Origin of the sequence: Sporosarcina sp. USHLN248, from assembly GCF_037144575.1 — a bacterium.
GTDB lineage: Bacteria > Bacillota > Bacilli > Bacillales_A > Planococcaceae > Sporosarcina > Sporosarcina contaminans.
In genome coordinates this window covers 29,492-44,253 of record NZ_JBBCZC010000002.1, presented here as the reverse complement: position 1 = coordinate 44,253, position 14,762 = coordinate 29,492, and the positions used below count along the sequence as shown (strand labels likewise).

General features: G+C 40.7%; 14 protein-coding genes and 1 pseudogene. 3 read left to right on the top strand and 12 right to left on the bottom strand.

Going from position 1 to position 14,762, the window contains the following annotated elements; all coding sequences use genetic code 11:
* The first annotated feature begins 338 nt into the window (after window positions 1-338).
* Window positions 339-1,375: pseudogene (locus WFH04_RS01200) on the top strand (YdcF family protein).
* A gap of 69 nt (window positions 1,376-1,444) precedes the next feature.
* Here the strand turns inward: WFH04_RS01200 and WFH04_RS01195 are convergent.
* The gene (locus WFH04_RS01195; RefSeq protein WP_336822222.1) at window positions 1,445-2,494 is read right to left on the bottom strand and encodes a DUF418 domain-containing protein; all 1,050 of its coding nucleotides are present in this window, start codon (window positions 2,492-2,494) and stop codon (window positions 1,445-1,447) included.
* A 280-nt stretch (window positions 2,495-2,774) separates the two neighbouring features.
* Window positions 2,775-3,170 carry a VOC family protein gene (locus WFH04_RS01190; protein WP_336822221.1) on the bottom strand — a complete coding sequence of 132 codons (396 nt, stop codon included), beginning with the start codon at window positions 3,168-3,170 and terminating at the stop codon, window positions 2,775-2,777.
* 242 nt (window positions 3,171-3,412) lie between these two features.
* Between WFH04_RS01190 and WFH04_RS01185 the strand changes: the two genes are divergently transcribed.
* The gene (locus tag WFH04_RS01185) at window positions 3,413-4,309 is read left to right on the top strand and encodes a LysR family transcriptional regulator (protein ID WP_336822220.1); all 897 of its coding nucleotides are present in this window, start codon (window positions 3,413-3,415) and stop codon (window positions 4,307-4,309) included.
* Window positions 4,310-4,446: 137 nt separating this feature from the next.
* Here WFH04_RS01185 and WFH04_RS01180 read toward each other — a convergent pair whose 3' ends face one another.
* The 5 genes from WFH04_RS01180 to WFH04_RS01160 all read right to left on the bottom strand — a co-directional run bounded on the left by WFH04_RS01180 (window position 4,447) and on the right by WFH04_RS01160 (window position 9,059).
* Window positions 4,447-4,683 (bottom strand): glutaredoxin family protein, encoded by a 237-nt coding sequence (locus WFH04_RS01180; RefSeq protein WP_336822219.1) that lies wholly within the window; start codon window positions 4,681-4,683, stop codon window positions 4,447-4,449.
* 426 nt (window positions 4,684-5,109) lie between these two features.
* On the bottom strand, window positions 5,110-6,474 hold the full coding sequence (rlmD, locus tag WFH04_RS01175) for a 23S rRNA (uracil(1939)-C(5))-methyltransferase RlmD (RefSeq protein ID WP_336822218.1): 1,365 nt from the start codon (window positions 6,472-6,474) through the stop codon (window positions 5,110-5,112).
* A 74-nt stretch (window positions 6,475-6,548) separates the two neighbouring features.
* Window positions 6,549-6,674, bottom strand: a complete 126-nt coding sequence (gene cydS / locus WFH04_RS01170; protein WP_336822217.1) for a cytochrome bd oxidase small subunit CydS family protein — start codon at window positions 6,672-6,674, stop codon at window positions 6,549-6,551.
* A gap of 16 nt (window positions 6,675-6,690) precedes the next feature.
* A complete protein-coding gene (locus WFH04_RS01165) occupies window positions 6,691-7,716 on the bottom strand; it encodes a cytochrome d ubiquinol oxidase subunit II (RefSeq protein WP_336822216.1) in 1,026 nt (341 codons plus the stop codon).
* Window positions 7,713-9,059 (bottom strand): cytochrome ubiquinol oxidase subunit I, encoded by a 1,347-nt coding sequence (locus tag WFH04_RS01160; RefSeq protein WP_336822215.1) that lies wholly within the window; start codon window positions 9,057-9,059, stop codon window positions 7,713-7,715. The genes WFH04_RS01165 and WFH04_RS01160 overlap by 4 nt, the downstream gene beginning before the upstream one ends.
* 270 nt (window positions 9,060-9,329) lie before the next feature.
* On the opposite strand from WFH04_RS01160, the gene WFH04_RS01155 reads away from it, so the two are divergent.
* Window positions 9,330-9,692, top strand: a complete 363-nt coding sequence (locus WFH04_RS01155; protein WP_336822214.1) for an NUDIX hydrolase — start codon at window positions 9,330-9,332, stop codon at window positions 9,690-9,692.
* Window positions 9,693-9,807: 115 nt separating this feature from the next.
* Here the strand turns inward: WFH04_RS01155 and WFH04_RS01150 are convergent, their stop codons facing one another.
* The 5 genes from WFH04_RS01150 to gatC all read right to left on the bottom strand — a co-directional run bounded on the left by WFH04_RS01150 (window position 9,808) and on the right by gatC (window position 14,733).
* Window positions 9,808-10,722 carry a diacylglycerol kinase gene (locus tag WFH04_RS01150; RefSeq protein WP_336822213.1) on the bottom strand — a complete coding sequence of 305 codons (915 nt, stop codon included), beginning with the start codon at window positions 10,720-10,722 and terminating at the stop codon, window positions 9,808-9,810.
* Window positions 10,723-10,820: 98 nt separating this feature from the next.
* The gene (locus WFH04_RS01145) at window positions 10,821-11,390 is read right to left on the bottom strand and encodes a thioredoxin family protein (protein ID WP_336822212.1); all 570 of its coding nucleotides are present in this window, start codon (window positions 11,388-11,390) and stop codon (window positions 10,821-10,823) included.
* Window positions 11,391-11,519: 129 nt separating this feature from the next.
* Window positions 11,520-12,950: an Asp-tRNA(Asn)/Glu-tRNA(Gln) amidotransferase subunit GatB gene (gene gatB, locus WFH04_RS01140; RefSeq protein WP_336822211.1), complete on the bottom strand. Its 1,431-nt coding sequence runs from the start codon at window positions 12,948-12,950 to the stop codon at window positions 11,520-11,522.
* Entirely contained in the window at window positions 12,950-14,416 is a 1,467-nt protein-coding gene (gene gatA / locus WFH04_RS01135) for an Asp-tRNA(Asn)/Glu-tRNA(Gln) amidotransferase subunit GatA (RefSeq protein WP_336822210.1), read from the bottom strand. The genes gatB and gatA overlap by 1 nt, the downstream gene beginning before the upstream one ends.
* A 23-nt stretch (window positions 14,417-14,439) precedes the next feature.
* Complete coding sequence (gene gatC, locus WFH04_RS01130) at window positions 14,440-14,733, bottom strand: Asp-tRNA(Asn)/Glu-tRNA(Gln) amidotransferase subunit GatC (RefSeq protein WP_336822209.1); 294 nt, start codon at window positions 14,731-14,733, stop codon at window positions 14,440-14,442.
* Window positions 14,734-14,762 lie beyond the last annotated feature (29 nt).

Sequence of the window (14,762 nt, the reverse complement as noted above, 5' to 3'; positions counted from 1 at the left end):
TATGAACCAAAATATTTGTATATACAAATATCTGGGTATTTTTATTATATTCCTGTATTACTTTCTTGTAAAAATAAATGCTTCACGCAATCCACATTAAAATTGAAGCAACAAATATTCGTTACTTTGTCGAGTTGCCCATGATACATCAAAAATACTCATTATTAATGAGCGTTCCCTTGTTCTTCAATAATTAGAGCGAAACATATGATTTTTTGAATGTAACCTTTAAAACAGGCAAAAATAATAATAATTCTTCTTAACTCAACACTAATGATAAACTGATACTATTATCATTTATATTGCATTGGGCATTCTTATAACAATTGAGGTATGAAATGGTTATCATTGGAATCACAACACTTATTTTATTGTTTATCTTCTTATTATTTTATTTAACTGACCCTAGACGACTTATTAACGGTTTTCTATTTAACGTGTTTTTCTGTTCATTTCTTATATTTTGTGGGTACGTAGGATTTAGCACAGACATTATGATTTTTAAATTAATCGCTCTTATCCCGACTATGATATTTCTCCTTTTTATCTCAGTATTTGGATTAACGGCTCTAGCTATAGGATTATTTTTAAATGGCCGAGTGCTGATAAAAAAAGAAAGCCGGCGTTTAGCCAACAGTTTAACATTTATTTTGGGGATCTTTCTTCTATTAATAATTATATTCCGTTTGGTGAATCTAAAACATTTTTTGCCTGATTTTACTGCACCTTTATACAGCAGTGTATACTTACTAATGATTTATTTTTTCTTACACGTTACAAATTTTTTAACTGCTTACTTTTTGTATCAATTTAATAGGCCAAAATATAACCAAGACTTTATTATCGTGCTTGGCAGTGGTTTAATAAACGATGAAGTCCCGCCACTCTTAGCAAGTCGAATTAATAAGGCAATTGATTTTTATTGGAAACAAGCAGCGGTAGCTTTCCCGCCTATCATAATTTCTCAGGCGGACAAGGTGCAGATGAAAACCTACCTGAAGCAGAAGCGATGCAAAAGTATGCGGTAGAGAAAGGAATTCCGATTGAGCATACATTAACGGAAACTTGTTCAGTCAATACATTCCAGAATATGCTTTATTCAAAGCAAATAATGGATTCAATGAAAGAAGGCAACTATAACAGCATTTTTACGACAAACAATTTCCATCTATTCAGGGCCAGCTTATATGCAAAAAAGGCAGGTTTAAAGAGCCAAGGGATCGGTTCGAAGACTGTTTTTTACTATTGGCTCAATGCGATGATTCGAGAATATATTGCCATCGTTGCGATGCATCGTAAACGTCATATCGTAGTAGCAGGAATTATCTTAGGATTTTTCATCCTTTTTTATCTTCTTTCAGTTATAATTTCTTAATCAATACAAAAAGCAGACGAAATGCGTTGATTTACGCATTTTGCCTGCTTTATTCATTAAGGGTAATTACTATCTAACGGAGGCTTTTCCGTTCCTGCCATACGTCATAAATCGCCATACTTTTTCAAGTGGCCCCATCTTAAAGAATTTAAACCAAATGGCACTATAAATGATTTGAATCGTAAAAATGATGATTGCTATGATAACAATGTTGATCGGCGACACAGTTTCAAGGCCCATTAGATTGATGATAAACAATCCAATGAAGCTTTGAGCCCAATAATTTGTAAAAGCCATTTGCCCTACATTTGCAATCGGTTGTAAACGTTTTGCAATGGATTTGTTTTCTAAAATTACAAACAGGCTCGATAAGTACAAATAGGTCGTCGGTATCGTACCTAAAGCAATTACCTCATTAAGACGTGGATCGTCACCAGTTGCTGCAAACCAAATCCAAATGGAAAAGCCGATAAACAATAGAAATGTAACGATTTGGATCCATTTGATTGGAGTCGTCAATTCACTTATCTTTCGAATCCAACCCGCTTTAGCCGCTAAAAATCCTGATAAAAACATAATGAAGATCGTAATGAGATCATTCCCAAGAAAGGTAAATACATTTGTGATCATCCCCATATTTGGAGCAAAGATCACTACTACTATCGATAAGATATGCACCGTAATCATTCCGCCAAGCCACTTTGTAATTGTAGACAGCTTTGCATGATAAAAAGGAATCAAGAAAAATCCGGCAATGGCATATACCGCTAAAATGGAACCCAAAAATACGATAAGATGTATAATGCCAATGAATAAAAGGGCTAATAAGCGCCTTGCAAAACGCCATCGAGGTTTATCACCACGGCTTTCAGCACGAGATGCAAAAATATAAAACCCTACACCAAATAGAAATGAAAAAATAGAAAAGAACTTTTTCTCTACAAGAATATCGATTATTATCTCAACGAGCCGATTTAACCCGATATACTCTGGAATCACCACTCCATCAGTAAGGATTTTAAAAGCCCCTACATTAATTAACAATATCCCAAATAAAGCAAAACCACGAATAATATCTAAGGAAACGACTCTTTCCTTTTGTGTAATGGAAGGGATCATACTATAATTACTCCTTTACTTACTAAGATGTAATTAGTATAGTAACCCGGTCTTACACTATCTTTATATAAACCTTACATTAACCTTAAAACAAAAAAAGCTATGATAAGTGCTCAAAATAAGTACTCGGAGCGTTATTGTAAAAACATAAAGTAGCACCGATTACGATGATCAAAATTTGTAGAACAAATGAAGTCGCATTTATTTTAGATAGGTTAGAACAGATACGTTAAAAAAGACGCTCTATATAAAATTGAACGTCTTAAAATACGGATATATTTTATCTTAAGTGAGCATAGTTTTCGTCTTCATATAACCCAGGTAAATAAGCCTCTAATAAGTTTCCTTCCGGATCCTTAAAGCGAAAATGTGCTTTGCTGCCATCTATAATAGAAGCACCCTTCTCCTTCAAATACTCTTGGCATAGTTCGGCTCCTTCAGAAGAAATTTGAATTACCTGATGCGATCCATTCTCGGCATTACGATCACTTAATTCCCCTTCTGGCATTGCAATAAGACAAAGGGGCGTACCTCCACCATGATCGGTTCTGAGCACGACGGTATCTCCGAAGTCTTTATGAATGGAAAAGCCCAATACCTCTACATACCACTTTGTAGCTTTTTGAATGTCCCTTACTCTGACATTCACTTGATAGACCCCATTAAACATAGACATATGAACTGCTCCCTTTCTTATTTCCCCTTACTATTTACATCTCAATAGTATTTTGAACACTTTTTGGAAAACAATGTTCTACTAAAAAGATGTTTGGGATCTCTATTTCTGCTTCTCATAATTTTTGAAAGGGTTATGCATAAACTCTAAACCACTTTCCGTCTACTATAAATATATTATAAATTATAATACAATGATAGTTAAAACCTATCAGAACATATAAATACTTGGGAGGCAATTCGATGGAACTAAAACAATTGGAGTACTTTATCGTATTATGCCAAGAGCTGCATTTTACGCGAGCAGCAGAGAAATTAGGTATAGCCCAACCTTCTCTTAGTCAACAAATTAGCTTGTTAGAACATGAAGTAGGGATGCCACTGTTTGATCGTGTTGGCAAAAAAAATATACTTACTGATGCAGGTAAAGCATTGCTCCATCATAGCTACAATGTTTTTCATGAAATTTCCCAGGCACGCGCGGCAATTAGCGAGCTTCAAGGATTAGAGAGAGGCACGCTTAAAATAGGCTCCCTACTCTCCGTTGTTAATTATTTGCTTTCCCCAACAGTTATCGGGTTTCATAATGCTTATCCCAATGTAGAACTATCCGTACAAGGATTACGCACTGGAGATATTTACAAAGGACTATTACAAAATGAATTGGATTTTGGTATCGTTTTTTTACCGTTGAAACATGAAGACCTAAAAGCGATTCCGCTCTATAAAGAAGAACTTGCTTTTGCTGTACCAATCGATCACATCATTGCAAAAGAGCCGTCGGCATCACTTCAAATATTAAAAGAGACACCATCTATTTTATTACCTGAAACCTATTATCTACGGCAAGTTGTTAACGAACAGTGCCGCTCACTAAATTTCACACCCAAACCAGTACTCGAAATGACGACGATGGAATCGATCATTCAAATGGTAAGCAAAGGCGTCGGTGTTACGATACTACCAAAAGCTTACCTAAATTATATTGATCATCTTCATATTAAAACGGTTCCTATCAAAGATCCGGTAATTACCACACAGATTGGTATTGCCTATCGAAAGAACAAACATTTATGTGCTGCGAGTCGCGTATTTATAGACCAATTGATTCAAACAGTTCAAGATGAAAACATTAACTAAGGTTTTATCAGAAATATCCTTTATGCTCTTCAATACTTTATCAGTACAACTTCAACGAGTTCGATGTCAGGGTCACTCTGCCTTTTGTGTCTCAACGAAAAGAGAGAAGGTGCCTTAACAGCACCCTCTTTTAAAATTTATCCTTTAACTTCATCTAAACTAGCACCATAATTGATATGATATACATTTTCACCGATTACCAATGCTGGCACTGATTTTACTCCAACTTTTTCTGCTTCTTCAATACGATTTTGGTCAGTGCCAAGATGTACCACTTCTGCAGTAATCTTTGATTTGTCAAGATAATCAAGAACCATTTGCTCCGCATCTACACAAACTGGACAACCCGCGTGATAAAAAATTGCTTTTGACATTTCACATCATCTCCCATCGTTTTTTGTAGCATTGCTACTTAATTTAAACTATAGAAGGTGCCATGAAAGTTAACAATATCAAATTACCTATAGTATCAATAGGTAAAACGAATCGAATGTTTAGTTTCCTGTGAAGTTATGTTTTATTATACTGTTGGTTGCCACACCCAGATCAATTGCAACTGAAACGGTAAGGTAGTTGTTCAGTATTCTATTCCCTATTTTTAATAAATATTTGATATCCCGCAACTGCATATCATTAGTGGGAAAGGCAATTAGCTAATAGGCAGTTACACACATTACCCAAATGCTCCTTTAAGTAAAAGTAAAATCCGAAGTTAAAAAATCCCCCGAACCATTCGTCCGAGGGAACATAAAACACACTTCACTATTCAGCTAAAATCCAATAAAGCTATTGGTTCCAAGCTACTTCAACTCTATCAACGCCACGCACTCCACATGACTCGACTGCGGAAACATATCTACCGGCTGAATTTCTTTCGTCCGATAGCCGCCATCTTCCAAAATTCGTAAATCCCTTGCTAACGTCCCCGGGTTGCACGATACATAGACAACACGTTTCGGTTTGTATTTCAAAATCGTTTGCAACAGATTTTCGTCGCAGCCTTTCCGAGGTGGGTCAACGACTAATACGTCAAACCGTTTTCCTTCCGCATACCAACGTGGGATAACGTCCTCCGCCGCTCCTGCTTCGAAGTGGGCATTTGAAATGCCGTTCAGTTCGGCGTTGCGTTTTGCGTCTTCAATTGCTTGTGGTACGATTTCGACACCGTACACTTCCTTCGCATTTTGAGCTAAAAAGAGGGAAATTGTGCCGATGCCGCAGTAAGCGTCAATAACCGCTTCATTTCCGGTTAGCTGTGCATAGTCCAGTGCTTGTCCGTAAAGTACCTCGGTTTGCACCGGATTCACCTGATAGAAGGAACGAGCGGAAATTTCGAATTTTGTGTCTCCAATCTCGTCAATGATGACTGATTTTCCGTATAGATTAATCGTTTCATTGCCGAAAATGACATTCGTTTTTTCGTTGTTAATGTTTTGCATAATCGATGTCACTTCGGGCACGACTTTTTTAATCATATCAATGACCGCATCTTTTTGTGGGAACTTCTTTTTCGTCGTCACAAGTACAACCATCACTTCCCCAGTTGCCCGCCCTTTTCGGACGATCAAATGGCGAAGCATCCCTTTATGTGTTTTCTCGTCATACGCGGATAAGCCCAATTCAAACATATGGTGTTTCAGCGTTGACATGAGTTCGTCTGCTTCTTCGCTTTGGATAATGCATACATCTGTATCGACAATATGATGCGTCCTTGATTTATAAAAGCCGGAAACAATTTTCCCTTTCTGTTCACTGAAAGGGATTTGCGATTTATTGCGGTAGCGCCAAGGGTCTTCCATCCCTTTTACCGGATGGACAGGCACGTCAGGAAGCTTCGCAATCCGGTCAATGACGTCACGCACTGTCTTCCTCTTTTGCTTCAATTGACCTTCGTATGATAAATGTTGGAGCTGACAGCCTCCGCATTCCCAAAACACATGGCATGGGGGCTCAACTCGGTCCTCTGAACGTTTCTTTATATTCAATAGACGGGCGAACCCGTAATTTTTCAATGTTTTTCCGACTTCAATTTCCACTTCTTCGCCAACTAAAGCTCCCGGGATGAATAGCGGATACCCTTCGACTTTAGCGACACCAGATCCGTCATGTGTCATATCTTCCACTTGAACGGTAAGGCGGTCATGTTGATTTACAATAAAAGACATAGTTTTTCCTCCAAATTTCGTATGTACACAGTTTATCATGTTTTTCGCCTTATTCATAAAGAAGGACGCCCCTTTTAAGGACGTCCGTCGTTTTGTTCTTCCTTTCCAACCGCCCTATCCATCGGTGCAACGATAAAGCCAATGACAATCGCTGCAATCAAAATAATGAAAGGCGCATAGAAAATAATGAAAGTGGACATGTCTTTTCCTCCTATGCTAAGCATGGAAATTCTTTTTTCCTTTGACGTACGCTTTATTGAACAGGAATAGCCTCATTAGCAAAATGAGTGAAGGGATGAGCAAGCATAGCCCTAATATAAATGCGACGATCAGTGAGATGGCCATTGCGGGATTCGTAAAACTATCGTAAATTGTCAAATATGGGTATAGCAAATAGGGATAATGCGATGCCCCATAGCCGAAGAATGCAAAGGCGAACTGCCCGGCAAGCATACCGAACGCCCAGCCGTAATGGCGCCGCCTCCAAAATAGCCAAACCGTTCCGATGAACAGAATGAAGGAGATAAGAAACATCGGCCAAAACGTTTGGATATTTGCGTAATGTTCGTAATTATGGTTACGCAGCTCAAAAATGATGCCACCCGCCGTAATAATTGTTGGCAATGACCAAATAAGCGCGTATTTGCGCAGCAAGTCCGTCGCTTCACGATCCCCTGCTTTATTTGCATACCATGTTAAGAAAACAGCCGATATATAAAGCGTAGCGGACAAGCTCAAGACGACGATCGACCATGTGAGCGGACTTGTAAATAGCTCCCAATAATCCAATACCGGCAAACCGTCCACCATTTCAATGAATCCACCTTCTGATATCGTCAGAACGATTGATAACGAAGCGGGTATCAACAAGCCTGCGAGCCCATACATAAAAGAGTAGCCTTTATGTCTTCTTGCGCCATACGTTTCGAAAGCATAATATGAGCCACGGATCGCCAATAGTATGATTCCGAAACTAACCGGCACTAATAGCGTCGTGCCATAATAAAATGCAGTTTTCGGAAAGAAGCCGATAATGCCAACGAAGAAAAACACTAAAAATACATTCGTCACTTCCCAGACTGGGGATAAGTAACGTTGAATTACCTTCGTCAAGATGCGTTCTTTTCCCGTTAACAGGCTATAGGCATTGAAAAAGCCTGCCCCGAAGTCAATTGCGCCGACAAGAATATAGCCAAACAAAAATGTCCAAAGAACGGAAATTCCGATGATTTCAAGGTTCATTGCACATCACCGCCCTTTTCCATGTGACGTTCCTCCAATTCACGTTCCACCGGATTCCGTTTAAACATTCTCCGAAGAACAACAACGCTTCCGATACCTAATATTAAATAAAGCAGCGCAAACAACATTAGCATTAGATCAACTTGCCCACTCGTCGTTGCCGCCTCATCAACACGCATAATATGCCTCAAAATCCAAGGCTGGCGACCAACTTCAGCAAGCCACCATCCTGATTCAATTGCCAACACAACAAGTGGTCCGCCTAACACGATCAACCATCTAAACCAATTCGTCCGGACGTTCTTCCAGCCTCTCCTCATGCCGATTAAATACCAAGCGGCCAATAATACCATCCACATGCCGATGAATACCATAATGTTGAATAGGTAATGAATATACAATGGCGGCTGTTCATCAACCGGAAATTGATCTAAGCCGATCACTTCTGCTTTCGGATTATTATGAGCCAAAATAGATAATCCGAACGGCACCTTAATCGCATATTTCGGCTCGCCGTCCTTTAAAACACCTAACAACAAAAGCTCAGCGCCTTCCTTCGTTTCAAAATGCCATTCGGCTGCCGCCAACTTTTCCGGCTGGTATTCCGCTAAGTATTTACCTGAAAAGTCACCGATGATTGCGGATGCTATCGCAAATACCAACCCAAGCTTCATCGTTAAATGAAGTGCCTTTTTATGGTATATATGGTTGGATCCTTTTAAAAGGCGGAAAGCCGCAATTGCCGCCAATATGAAAGCTGAGGTCATGTATGCCGTTATAACGACATGCGCAACTTTTGTCGGCATCGCTGGATTGAACATCGCAATGATCGGATTGATGTTGACCAATTCTCCGTTTACAAGATCAAAACCACGCGGTGCATTCATGAAAGCATTCACAATCGTAATGAATACTGCGGAAAATGAAGCGCCGATAGCGACCGGCACTAATAGCAGCAAATGCTTCTTTTGATTTTCAAACCGGTCCCATGTATATAAATAAATCCCTAAGAATATTGCTTCGAAAAAGAATGCGAACGTTTCCATGAAGAGCGGAAGTGCGATGACATTCCCCGCCAATTCCATGAAATTCGGCCATAATAATGACAGCTGTAAACCAATAGCCGTACCCGTTACGACACCTACCGCAACTGTTATTACAAAACCACGCGCCCAACGACGTGCAAGCAATATATAATGCTCGTCATCTTTCTTAATGCCTACCCATTGCGCAATCATAATCATTAGCGGAACACCGACACCGATTGTCGCGTAAATAATATGGAAGGATAATGTCAGTTCTGTTAACACGCGCGAATAAAAAACCGCATCTTCATTCCCCATCTAATGTTCCTCCTTTAACTACCAAAAATTCGCCCTAATATGGACAGGAGCATAATGCCGGCCACGATAAATGACAGATAGATTAGACGCTTCTCCTGTTTTTTATACATAAGCACCCCACCTTTTAAGTCTGTATATATCTTTTCCCTAATTCAGAGAGGAATAACAATGGGTAAATCAAAAACATGTGAAAGTTTTTCAACGTAAACAGCCACTTGAGAAATATATGAATCTTGCGTATAATAGATTAATTAAAGTGAGGTGGACACAATGGAAATTAAACGAAAAGTATTGGCTTACATTACAAAAGGGGAAAATGATGACCGTAAAATCCTTGTGTTCGAACAGAAGGATCATCCGGAAGCGGGATTGCAAGTGCCTGGTGGAACGATTGAGGAAGATGAATTGCTCATCGATGCGCTCTATCGAGAAATCGAAGAAGAAACAGGCTTGCATCGCGAACAGCTTGAGCTAAAAGGGAAAGTGAATAAGAGGAACTATTTTCCCGAAAATCGGGAAGATGTCATACACGAACGAAACATTTTTCATCTGTCATTTACTGGAGAGGGCATCGAGGAATGGGATAACGAAGTGCATAGTACCGGAAAAGACGATGGACTTATTTTCCACTGAAAATGGCTGCCGGTCGACCAATTGCCTGAGCTTGCCGCTGAACAGGATGAGGCGATTGAATTTATTACTTAAATATAAAAGCTGCATGGCGTTGTGAGCCGTGCAGCTTTCATCATTATTCGATCCGATCCTGCTCGCGCAGTTGATCGATCGGGGCAAACATTTCAATATGGCGATAAAGATTTGTGAAAGTAGCTGGAAGTACCCCACCATATTCACCATCCAAGTTGAGCAAAACTTCTTCCGATGACGTGACCTTCACTTTTTCAGCCTGTGTAGCTATAAGAAGTGGGTCATCTAAATGCTCTCCGCGGATTGCCAGTGAAACGATTCTTATGAACTCAGCGATATTGCACTTCTTCAAGATGAATAATGAAAATTTGCCATCATTAATGCTTGAATTGGGTGCAAGCTTTTCCAGTCCTCCGACCGAATTCGTCAACCCGACTAAGAAGAGCATCGCTTCCCCTTCAAACACTTCGTCATCGTATTCAATGCGCACATCACTTGAATGGATGGAAGGCAGCATTTCAATTCCTTTTAAATAATATGCTAATTGCCCTAATAGGGTTTTCAATCTACTTGGCACTTCATACGTCAGCTCGGTCATTCTACCTCCGCCAGCGATGTTAATGAAGTAACGATCATTCATCTTGCCGACATCGACTGGAATTGTATCGCCTTTAATGATAATATCTAAAGCTTCATCTATATCTCGTGGAATGCGTAAAGCACGGGCAAAATCATTTGTCGTTCCAGTAGGTATCAATCCTAACTTCGGACGATTTTCAAATTCGGAGACACCGGATACGACTTCGTTCAGCGTACCATCCCCTCCGGAAGCAATGACTATATCAAATCCTCTTTCAACCGCTTGTTTTGCAGCTTCCACTGCATCTCCTTCACCGGTTGTCGCGTGAGCGGATGTTTCATACCCCGCTTGTTCTAATTTCTCGAGGACTTCAGCTATATGCTTTTTAAATACTTCTCGTCCTGCTGTTGGATTGTAAATTATGCGTGCACGCTTCATCCTACGTCCCTCTCAATTCATACTAATTCTGCTGCATGATTCATGTTCTGTCCGGCAATAGGACGTTAATGCCACTCTATAAGTTGCTTGCAGCTCTATCAAGATATTTCTTGCAGTGCAGGCATGAACGTTTTTCGAATATCTTCATACACAGTGAGCCATAGTTCAGGTGTTGTTGTATATTCAGTCATTAAATCATCAATGAATTTTTTATGCGCTTCTTCATAGTTGGCATCGTCCTTCGCCGGCAATTGCTTTCTTCTTTCCAAAACGTCTTCTTGGATAGAAGCCGCACGTGGGCCCCATTTTGCAATGACTTCTCCATTCGTATCAAGCAGCAAATAAATCGGGATGGATCTGCCGCCATTCGTTAAATAACGATCAATTAAATCCGTATCTTCATCGCGATAAACAGCTTTGACATCCAAATCGGCGGCTTCTGCGATTCGGCGTAAGATTGCATTGTTCATCATTGCGTCTCCGCACCAATCTTCTGTAATAATGAGGACATTTGGCTTCTTGTCTTTTAACATTGTAATAAATTCATCGTCTTGCGGTACTTCAAACTTTTCGTAAATGCCAAAGCTGTTGTCTTTATGCTTCTCCATCCGCTCCATATAATCCGATAAGGCAATTCCACTTTCAAAGTACTCTTTTTCTGTCTTCATGCCCACTCACACTCCTTTTTCTTAAGTGTAAATCTAATGATCCAGCGAATCAAATAAGTGGATTCAAGCAGAAAATCCATCATAAAACGCCCTATGCGGACCAATTCCTCACGCATAGGACGCAACTCTTTATCGTTTGTTAATTTCTTCAAGAAGTAATTTATTCACTAACGGAGGGTTCGCTTGTCCTTTCGTCGCTTTCATTACTTGACCAACAAGGAAACCGACAGCACGGTCCTTACCGTTCTTATAATCTTCAATCGATTGCTCGTTTGCATCTAATATTTCCGTAATGATTTTGCGCAATGTACCTTCATCGGAAATTTGGACAAGACCTTTCGCTTTAACGATTTCGGCTGCATCTCCGCCATTTTCGGCCAATTCTTTAAACACCTTCTTTGCGATTTTCGAAGAGATTGTGCCATCGGAAATGAGCTTAATCATGCCTGCAAGACCTTCCGGCGTCAATGCTGTTTCATGCAATTCCTTTTGCGCTGCATTCAAATATGCAGATACTTCACCCATCAAATAGTTGGATGCCAATTTAGCATCTGCGCCTGCTTGGACAGTCGCATCAAAGAAATCGGACATTTCTTTCGTCAATGTTAAAACATGCGCATCGTATTCAGGCAATCCTAATTCAGACACGTATCGCTCTTTACGAGCATCCGGCAGTTCAGGAATTTCAGCGCGGACTCGGTCCATCCAAGCTTGGTCAATATGGATCTCAGGCAAGTCAGGATCGTTAATGAAACGATAGTCATTCGCACTTCCTTTTACACGCATAAGGACTGTTTGTCCAGTCGCTTCATCGTATCTTCGTGTTTCTTGCTGAATCGTACCGCCAGCCAATAGAATTTTCTCTTGGCGCTCCACTTCATTCGCAATCCCTCTACGCACGAAGTTAAAGGAGTTTAAGTTTTTCAGTTCCGTTTTTGTTCCAAATTCCTTTTGGCCATACGGACGCAATGAAATATTCGCATCACAGCGAAGGGACCCTTCTTCCATTCGGACATCCGAAACGCCTGTGTATTGGATGATCGCTTTCAGTTTTTCAAGAAATGCGTACGCTTCTTCAGGAGAGCGGATATCCGCCTCTGTAACAATCTCGATAAGTGGTGTTCCTTGTCTATTCAAATCGACAAGCGAATATCCATTTTCAGAGTGTGTCAGCTTTCCTGCATCTTCTTCAAGATGGACGCGTTCAATTCGGATTTTCTTCTTCTTGCCTTCCACCTCGATTTCAATCCAGCCATTTGAACCGACTGGACGTTCATCTTGAGAAATTTGGTACGCTTTTGGGTTATCCGGGTAAAAATAATGCTTCCGGTCAAAATTCATTACTGGAGCGATATCGCAATTAAGCGCCATAGAAGCCTTCATTCCAAAGTCAATTGCCCTTTTGTTCAGCGTAGGCAATGTCCCCGGATAAGCTAAGTCTGTAATATTGATGTTCATATTCGGTTCTGCACCGAAATGGGCTGGTGCAGATGAGAAAATTTTTGTATCGGTTTTCAGTTCAACGTGCACTTCCAACCCGACAATTGTTTCGAAATTCATTATTCATTCCCCTCCCCGATAGATGGAGTTTGTTTATGGAAATCTGTCGCCTGTTCGTATGCATGTGCTGCTTTATAAATTGTCATTTCGTCAAAATGATTGCCAATAAATTGAAGGCCAATCGGCAATCCGTCTGCAAAGCCGCAAGGAACAGAAAGAGCTGGAATACCCGCTAAGTTTACCGGCACAGTTAGGAGATCATTCGCGTAAAGCGTAATCGGATCGTGAACTACACCGCCGATTTTATAAGCAGTCGTTGCGCTTGTTGGTCCAACAATCAAATCATATTTGTCAAACAATGTTGCGAAATCTTGTGCAATCAAAGCTCGCACTTTTTGTGCTTTTACATACAAATCTTCATGATGATCCGCGCTCAATGCATACGTACCGTAAAGAATACGCTTTTTCACTTCTTCACCGAAACCTTCCGCACGGGAGCGTGTATAGATTTCATCTAAATTCGTGACACCTTCAGGGCGATAGCCATAGCGGATACCATCGAACCTAGCAAGGTTCGAAGATGCTTCTGCAGTTGCGATCGCATAATATGTCGGTGATGCGTATTTTGAATGCGGCAACGTCACTTCTTCCCATGTTGCGCCAAGAGATTCCATAACATTCAATGCTTTGCGCACTGCGGCTTTCACGTCTTCTGCAACGCCTTCACCAAGGTATTCCTTTGGAACGGCAATTTTCATGCCTTTTAGGTCACCCGTTAATCCCGCGCTATAATTTTCGACAGCTTTGTCGGAAGAAGAAGAGTCGTGGCGATCAATACCTGCAATCGCCTGCAATAGCAATGCATTATCTTCTACAGTGCGAGTCAGCGGACCGATTTGGTCTAAAGAAGAAGCGAATGCGACAAGACCGTGACGAGAAACTCTGCCGTAGGTTGGCTTCATCCCGACGATACCGCAAAACGCTGCTGGTTGGCGTACAGAGCCGCCAGTATCCGTGCCTAATGCAAATGGAATTTCTCCAGCTGCAACTGCAGCAGCCGAGCCGCCGGATGATCCACCCGGAACTGTTTCCAAATTCCATGGATTGCGTGTTGTTTTGAAAGCAGAACGCTCTGTTGTCGATCCCATTGCAAACTCGTCCATATTCAATTTGCCGATTGAGATCATGCCCGCATCATTGATCTTTTCAACGACAGTCGCGTCGTAAACTGGAACGAAGTTTTCGAGCATTTTGCTTGCACATGTGGTCGTTACTCCTTTTGTGACGATATTGTCTTTAATCCCGATCGGTAGCCCGAAAAGTGGACCGCGGTTTTCCATCGGCGCATTATCTAACTGCTCCGCCTTTGAAAGTGCAGCTTCTTCTGTCACTGTAAGAAATGCTTGCACTTGTCCGTCTAATTTTGCAACTTGCTTCAATGCATCCTCAGTTACTTCTTTGACAGACACTTCCCGATTATGTAAAAGCTTTTGAAGTTCTGTAGCCGTTTTTGTCGTTAACGTCATCTTTAATCCTCCTATAAACCCGATTATGACAGGATATTTGGAACTTTGATCATTCCTGCTTCGTGCTCTTTTACGCTTGAAAGCATTTCTTCACGGTTTAAAATGTCCGCCGGCACATCTTCCCTTAGCACATTGTAAATCTGGAGGGGATGTGTCATCGGTGCTACGCCTTCCGTGTCGGCTTCTTGTAGCACATTAGCGAATTCGATCAGTTCAGCCAATTGTTCCGCATACATTTCCGCTTCTTCTTCTGTAACGGCAATTCTTGCGAAGTTCGCGTAATATTGCACATCGGCACTTGTAAATTTTGTTGTCATCGTTTGTTCCTCCCCGTAACACAATTGTA

Bases quoted from the DNA above. Each gene is read 5' to 3' on its own strand.
- WFH04_RS01195 (WP_336822222.1), bottom strand. From the start codon at position 2,494: ATGATCCCTTCCATTACACAAAAGGAAAGAGTCGTTTCCTTAGATATT.
- WFH04_RS01190 (WP_336822221.1), bottom strand. From the start codon at position 3,170: ATGTCTATGTTTAATGGGGTCTATCAAGTGAATGTCAGAGTAAGGGAC.
- WFH04_RS01185 (WP_336822220.1), top strand. From the start codon at position 3,413: ATGGAACTAAAACAATTGGAGTACTTTATCGTATTATGCCAAGAGCTG.
- WFH04_RS01180 (WP_336822219.1), bottom strand. From the start codon at position 4,683: ATGTCAAAAGCAATTTTTTATCACGCGGGTTGTCCAGTTTGTGTAGAT.
- rlmD (WP_336822218.1), bottom strand. From the start codon at position 6,474: ATGTCTTTTATTGTAAATCAACATGACCGCCTTACCGTTCAAGTGGAA.
- cydS (WP_336822217.1), bottom strand. From the start codon at position 6,674: ATGTCCACTTTCATTATTTTCTATGCGCCTTTCATTATTTTGATTGCA.
- WFH04_RS01165 (WP_336822216.1), bottom strand. From the start codon at position 7,716: ATGAACCTTGAAATCATCGGAATTTCCGTTCTTTGGACATTTTTGTTT.
- WFH04_RS01160 (WP_336822215.1), bottom strand. From the start codon at position 9,059: ATGGGGAATGAAGATGCGGTTTTTTATTCGCGCGTGTTAACAGAACTG.
- WFH04_RS01155 (WP_336822214.1), top strand. From the start codon at position 9,330: ATGGAAATTAAACGAAAAGTATTGGCTTACATTACAAAAGGGGAAAAT.
- WFH04_RS01150 (WP_336822213.1), bottom strand. From the start codon at position 10,722: ATGAAGCGTGCACGCATAATTTACAATCCAACAGCAGGACGAGAAGTA.
- WFH04_RS01145 (WP_336822212.1), bottom strand. From the start codon at position 11,390: ATGAAGACAGAAAAAGAGTACTTTGAAAGTGGAATTGCCTTATCGGAT.
- gatB (WP_336822211.1), bottom strand. From the start codon at position 12,950: ATGAATTTCGAAACAATTGTCGGGTTGGAAGTGCACGTTGAACTGAAA.
- gatA (WP_336822210.1), bottom strand. From the start codon at position 14,416: ATGACGTTAACGACAAAAACGGCTACAGAACTTCAAAAGCTTTTACAT.
- gatC (WP_336822209.1), bottom strand. From the start codon at position 14,733: ATGACAACAAAATTTACAAGTGCCGATGTGCAATATTACGCGAACTTC.